This is a genomic window from Xanthobacter autotrophicus (genome assembly GCF_030015065.1).
GTDB classification, from domain to species: Bacteria; Pseudomonadota; Alphaproteobacteria; order Rhizobiales; family Xanthobacteraceae; genus Xanthobacter; species Xanthobacter autotrophicus_D.
In genome coordinates this window covers 1-5,762 of record NZ_JAIVFN010000183.1, presented here as the reverse complement: position 1 = coordinate 5,762, position 5,762 = coordinate 1, and the positions used below count along the sequence as shown (strand labels likewise).

At 67.3% G+C, this 5,762-nt stretch carries 8 protein-coding genes; 5 read left to right on the top strand and 3 right to left on the bottom strand.

From position 1 onward, the window contains the following. Positions 1-270 precede the first annotated feature (270 nt). Genes K9U40_RS21705 through K9U40_RS21685 form a run of 5 tightly spaced genes read left to right on the top strand, consistent with a single transcriptional unit; the run spans position 271 to position 4,461 of the window. Positions 271-1,170 carry a hypothetical protein gene (locus K9U40_RS21705; RefSeq protein ID WP_282892196.1) on the top strand — a complete coding sequence of 300 codons (900 nt, stop codon included), beginning with the start codon at positions 271-273 and terminating at the stop codon, positions 1,168-1,170. Between the two features lie 25 nt (positions 1,171-1,195). Next, positions 1,196-1,510 carry a hypothetical protein gene (locus tag K9U40_RS21700; protein WP_282892195.1) on the top strand — a complete coding sequence of 105 codons (315 nt, stop codon included), beginning with the start codon at positions 1,196-1,198 and terminating at the stop codon, positions 1,508-1,510. A gap of 11 nt (positions 1,511-1,521) precedes the next feature. Beyond that, a complete protein-coding gene (locus tag K9U40_RS21695; RefSeq protein WP_282892194.1) occupies positions 1,522-1,743 on the top strand; it encodes a hypothetical protein in 222 nt (73 codons plus the stop codon). Between the two features lie 17 nt (positions 1,744-1,760). Then, complete coding sequence (locus K9U40_RS21690; protein WP_282892193.1) at positions 1,761-2,162, top strand: hypothetical protein; 402 nt, start codon at positions 1,761-1,763, stop codon at positions 2,160-2,162. Between the two features lie 25 nt (positions 2,163-2,187). After that, on the top strand, positions 2,188-4,461 hold the full coding sequence (locus K9U40_RS21685) for a phage tail tape measure protein (RefSeq protein WP_282892192.1): 2,274 nt from the start codon (positions 2,188-2,190) through the stop codon (positions 4,459-4,461). A 90-nt stretch (positions 4,462-4,551) separates the two neighbouring features. On the opposite strand, the gene K9U40_RS21680 is transcribed toward K9U40_RS21685, so the two are convergent. The 3 genes from K9U40_RS21680 to K9U40_RS21670 form a co-directional block, all read right to left on the bottom strand. After that, positions 4,552-4,974 (bottom strand): hypothetical protein, encoded by a 423-nt coding sequence (locus K9U40_RS21680; protein ID WP_282892191.1) that lies wholly within the window; start codon positions 4,972-4,974, stop codon positions 4,552-4,554. A 30-nt stretch (positions 4,975-5,004) separates the two neighbouring features. Continuing rightward, complete coding sequence (locus tag K9U40_RS21675) at positions 5,005-5,241, bottom strand: hypothetical protein (protein WP_282892190.1); 237 nt, start codon at positions 5,239-5,241, stop codon at positions 5,005-5,007. 49 nt (positions 5,242-5,290) lie between these two features. Beyond that, positions 5,291-5,762 (bottom strand): hypothetical protein (locus K9U40_RS21670; RefSeq protein WP_282892189.1); only part of this gene is annotated, 472 nt, incomplete at its 5' end.

Here is a 5,762-nt window from a genome sequence, read left to right as displayed (position 1 = left end):
CCCCCGGCATGGCTCCCCCTGTCCGCGCGGCCCGCGCCCTCGAAGTGACAGCCTCGCACGACCAAGTCATCCCCCCAGGGGGCCAAGGTACTTTCTGGGCGTGCGGGCCACCGCGCTGCGGCGGCAGCGTGCTTTTTGAGCGTTTCTGCTCACATGATTTCTTCGCTTTGCTTGGTTGAGACCGAAATATCCAGCAACTCGCAGGGGTGTCAGGCTCCCAACTGACACCATCAACAGCAACACGAACTGAAATCAATCGGAGACAAGTCCATGTCCATCTTTGACACCATCGGCCGCCTGATGAAAAAGCCCGCGCCCGGGCTCCTGGCGCTCGAAAAAGCCGAGGTCGACGCACAGGCGGCGCTCGACGCCGCTAAGGCGAAGCTCGCCGACCTCGAAGCCGGCCGCGTCGAGGCCGTGCTCGGCGGCGATGACGCTCGGACCGCTCATCGAGCCTCGCTCCAGACGGCGCGCGACGACCTGGAGGACGCCCAGGCGGCGCTCCTCGCCATCCAGTCCCGCCTCGCTCAGGAGCGCGAGGCGGCGGCGGAAGCTGCCCGTATCGCCGCCTATGATGCCGCCATCGCCAAGCGCGATGAGGTCGCGGCGCTGATCCGCGAAAAGTACCCCCAGCTCGCTGGCGGCCTCGTCGACCTCATCTGCGCCTCCGCTGAGGCCGATCTCGCCATTGGGGCCGCAAATGCCAACTTGCCGGCCGGCGCTGAACGCTTGGAGGCGGTCGAGTTGGTCGCCCGTGCCCGGCCGGGTACGCCGCGCAAGTTGATCTCGGAGAAGAAGGTCCGCCTCTGGTGCCACCGCGGCACCAAGATTCCTTGCGCTCAGAGCAACATCACCGATCAAGGAAACGGCCGCGGCATCGATAAGAGCGGCGGCCGGTTCGACGGGCACACCTTCATCGAGCGCCGCTGGGAGAGGGAGCGCTACGTCGAGCTTGCCGAGAAGCTGAGCGCCCTCGATCTCCCTGGCCTCATCGGAGGCGAGCCGAATTACTGGACTGCCGCGCCCTGGAACACCGCCGACACCATCCTCAAAAATATCAAGGAGCACGAGGCTTTGCGGCGCGCTTACCGCGCCGCGCCTCCTGAGCCGCCGGAGATCGAGGTCGAGCATGAACTGGTGATCGAGCCGCCCGCCCAGGCGGCCGAGTGAGCGCGGCGGACAAGGAGACATCAAGATGAACATCGTTATCGAGTGCGGCCTGTTCGCAGACAGGGCGCAGAGTTCTTATTCGACGCACATCCATGAGCAGCTCTTCTGGAGCGAAGGCTTTGATGACGACGATGGCGTCACGACAAACTCTTCGCCTCTTGAAAATGATGTTCCAAGGTTGTCGTCGGTCTTCACCGTGCACTGCTTCGCCCGCGCGGCCTGGGTCGTCATCGCCAAGGAGCCCGACATCGAGATCGGCCCCCGGCGCTATCTCCGCGCCAACCAAACCCATCACATCGTCGCCCCGCGCGGCACGCGGCTGGCGTTCCAGTTGATCTGAAAGAACCCATCATGAACCAGAACCACACCTACGACGCCAACATGGCCACCGCCGACCACCGGCCGCTGGATCGCGCACAGCTCCTCGATTACCTCGCCCAGCGCGGCGTGAGGATCACCGTGGACGAGGCGGCGCTGCCTATGCCCGACCTCATGAAGATCGCCCTGGAGCGCCTCGCAGCGCTCCAGGACCACATGTCTGGCGCCGAGGCGCGAGGCGGCTTCCTCCATTGAGTGAAACGGAGATCGTCATGACGTCCAACCACATTTCCAGCACCCGCGCGTCCGAGGCCGACGACACAGAAGAGGGCGAGGCCCCGGTGCAGACCATCGCGGACCTCGTGGCGGCCGGGAAGGCCACTCAGGTGGGCGCCGCGGCCGAGCGAGCGCGCGCAGCCGAGATCACCTCCATCGCCGCGATTGCTGCGCGGATGGGCGTCAACATCGACGCCGCCCAAGCCGTCGAGCGCGGCACCTCCCCTGAGGCGCTGCGCGCGGCGGTGCTCAACACGGCCGCCGAGCGTGACGACGCCACGGCGGTCTCCACCGCGGCGCCTCTGCCGCCCATGGAGGCGGGACCGAAGCAGCCCAAGCGCAATTCCCTGAAGGCCCTGGCCGAGAAGCAGGCTGCCCGTCTCAGGGCAGCCCGCTGAGGCGCGGCGAACGAGGAATCCTAAAATGGCAGACCACGTTTCCAGTCTGATCGTTCGCCTCGTCGATCAGGTCACCGCACCCTCCCGGGCTGTGGGCAACTCGATGCGGCAGCTCCAAGGTCGCATCGACGCTGCCATGGCGGCCAACAAAGCTGCCATGGCGGGGATGCGAGGCCAGCTCGCCGACGCTGTGGCCGGCGGTTACGCGCTCAAGAAAGCGTTGTCCGCGCCCATCGAAGCAGCGGTCGAATTCCAAACCCTCATGGAAGACATCGGGCAGAAGACCAACCTCTCTGGTGGCGCTCTGGCCGGCCTCGGCAAGACCATCCGCAAGCTCGCGCGCGACACCAACGTCTCCACCATGGAGATGGGCAAGGGGATGGACTTCCTCCTGGGCATGGGCCTGGGCGGGGAGACGGATGCGGAGAACATCAAGGCCGCGGCCGCGCTCGCGCCCATGGCCGCCAAGGCCGCGGTGGCTTACCGCTCCTCCACGGAGGACATGGCCAAGACCGCCCATGCGGCCTTCCAGAACATGAAGGTCCCTCTCAGCGAGATGATGCGCACCTTCGACGCCCTGGCCTCGACCGCGGCGGCCGGAGGATTTGAATTCCGCGACATGGCCCAGCATTTCCCGTCGCTCACCTCCATGGCACATGCCCTCGGGATGGCCGGGCGCGAAGGCATGGCGGACCTCGCCGCGGCCCTCCAGGTCGCCCGCAAGGGCGCGGGTGACGCCGCGGAGGCGGCGAACAACCTGCTCAACGTCCTTCAGAAAATCCAGAGCCCCACGACCCGCAAGAACTTCAAGAAGTTCGGGATCGACATCTCTAAGTCGGTCGACGAGGGATTGAAGAAAGGGGTCTCGCCCATCGAGACCCTGGCGACCGAGACCCAGAAGGCCCTGAAGAAGGGAGCAAAGATCAGCGACCTCTTCGAGGACCGGCAGGCCCAGCTCGGCCTCATCGCAATTATGAATGACATGGCCGAGTATCGGCGCCTGCGTGCCGACGCCCTGAAGGCGTCCGGCCTCGTCGAGGAAGCCTTTGAGCGGCGCACCAAGACGGCCGCAAGTGCGACCGCGCGCTTCAAGGCCGCGCTGGAGAACCTCAACATCACGATCGGCTCGTCCCTGCTGCCGGCCTTCACGGACCTGCTCGATGCGCTGGGCCGCGTGTTCGGGTTCGTGGAGAAGTTCGCCGAGAAGAACCCCACGCTGGCCCGGACCATCGTCATGGTGGCCTCCGGTCTGATCGCGACCCGCGTCGCGGCCATCGCGGCGGGCTATTCCTTCCTGTTGATGAAGGGGGGCCTGCTCTCCATTGCAAGCCTCGCGGTGGGCGCAGCGCGGGGCCTGGGCGCGGTCGGGAAGGCGGTGCTCATCGCCCCCGTGGTCCGCACAGTTGCCGCGGCGTTCGGGGGCCTGAGGAGCGCCATGGTGGGGTTCGCCGCCGTCGCGGCCATCGCCGGAAACGGCGCGGCCCTGCGGACCCTGGGCGCCTCGCTGCTCGGCCTCCTGAACCCGCTCCGGCTGGTGCGCGCCGCCCTGGTCGCGATCCGCGTTGCCGTCATCAGCACGGGCGTCGGTGCCATCGCGGTAGGCCTCGCGATGGCGGGCCTGTGGATTGCCAACAACTGGAAGGGCATCCAGGAGCTGTTCATCGGCGTCGGCGACGGCTTCATGAAGGGGCTCGGGCCAGCGCGCGCCATCATCGAGCCTGTCGCGAACGCAGCGAAGCGGCTCTACGACGCCGTCGCTGGCATGCTCGGCCCGCTCAACGCCAGCAAGGAGGAATGGCGCTCTTGGGGCGAGACGATCGGGAAGTATGTGGCCGGCGGCGTCAAGACTGTCGCCGATGGCATCCAGACCATCGTCGACACGGCCCGGTCCGCCTACAAGGCGATCATGGACATTGGCAGCGCGCTCGCGAGCCTCAATCCCTTCGGGGGCGGGGGCGATGCCGGCGGCGGGCCGGCGCCGAGCGGCCGGGGCAAGCCGGCCGGCGCCCATTACGGGGCCCCGGCGGTCGATGGCGCGCGCGCGTCCGGCGGCCCGGTGATCGGCGGCCGGACCTACCTCGTGGGTGAGCGCGGGCCTGAGATTTTCACGCCCGGCCGCTCGGGCGGGATCACGCCGAACCACAAGATCGGCGGCCGCACCGTCACGGTGAACGCCCCGATCACGATCCACGCCCAGACCGGCGACCCTGAGGCGATCGCCCGCGAAGTATCGCGCCGGCTCGGGCGCTTCGTGGGGGGCTCGCATCGCGGGGCCTTCGATGACACCGCTTACGCCTGAAGCAGGGCTTCCCGGGATCATCGGGACAAAAGAGAAGGGGCCGGCGGTCATCCCGCCGGCCCCTTCTTCTTTTACCCTGCCAAGGATCGTTCAATCGCTCACATAATCATGAAAGCGCTCAATTCCCTCAAGTTGGTTCTGCATCATCATCTTCAGGACGTCGAAACGCGGCCTGTCTGGGTAAGCCAGGGTCGATGCGTGACCGAAGCCCAAAGTGATCGTCGAGATCAAGTTCGTGTCCGTGAAGCCCGCGTCGGCCGCGATCCCGAGCATCTTTAGGGCGTAGAACTGCGTCACGATCCGGACCTTGCCCGAGGGTGTGTCGATGACGCGCGAGACCCGCGCGTCGACGCCCCGCCGCTCGTCGAAGCCCGCGCCGCGGTGGCCGTAGGCGACCTTCATGATGTCGGCGAGGGAAACCCAGGCCGGGTCCTCCAGGGTCTTCAAGGGCGAGGCAAAATAGTCCACCAAATCCCCGCCCTTGAGGGCCAACGTGTAAACTGGTTCCTGCATCTGCTCCTCCTCTTCAACAAAACTGAATGCTCATGCGCGGCGCCGCGCGATCGTCTCTCGCAGGTCCGTCACCACCTGCTCCAGGAGCGCCAGCCGCGCCTCGGCCATCTCCAGAAGGTGCTCGTAGACCCCCACCCCGGGCTCGGCCCGGCCCTTGTCCCAGTCGTCGATGGTTCCCTTGCGGATGTCGGTCTCACGCGAGAGCGGGCCCATCCAGGTCTCGCCAAAGAGCGCGCGGCCCACGCGGGCGATCAGGCGGTCTGACATTCGTTCCTCCGTATGGTCAGGGGCGCCCGCGAGGGGCGCCCCATCTGGTTCATGCCCGGGCGCCCTGGGTCGCCAGCGCGAAAGTGATACGGCTCAAAGCATAGATCATGGCCGGCACCGCCAGCCCGAGGGCGGCCGCCGCGTACATCTGCAAGCTCCACAAGGGCGCCTGCGAGGCGAAGGCCAGCGCGTTCAGGCCGGCGCTCACCGCCAGCGTCCCTACGATCGCCGGCAGCGCGTACCGGGCGACGCTCCGGCGGACCGCCTCGGTGGCCGCGCAAAGCTGGCTCATCTCCAATGCCACGAAGCCGAGGTCGATGCCCACCGCCATGGCCCCGCGCTCCAGCCAGTCGGCTCCGGTGAGGAGACCGATGCCGTGGGCGAGATGGGAGAGGCTCAAGGCGATCAGCACGAGGGTCACGAACCCGGTGGCCGCGGCCGCCGCCCGCTGTCGACGGAGGCGCACATTGGGCCGCGGCGCCGCCTCCTTGGCCTTCTTGGCGGCGCCGCGGCCCAATGTG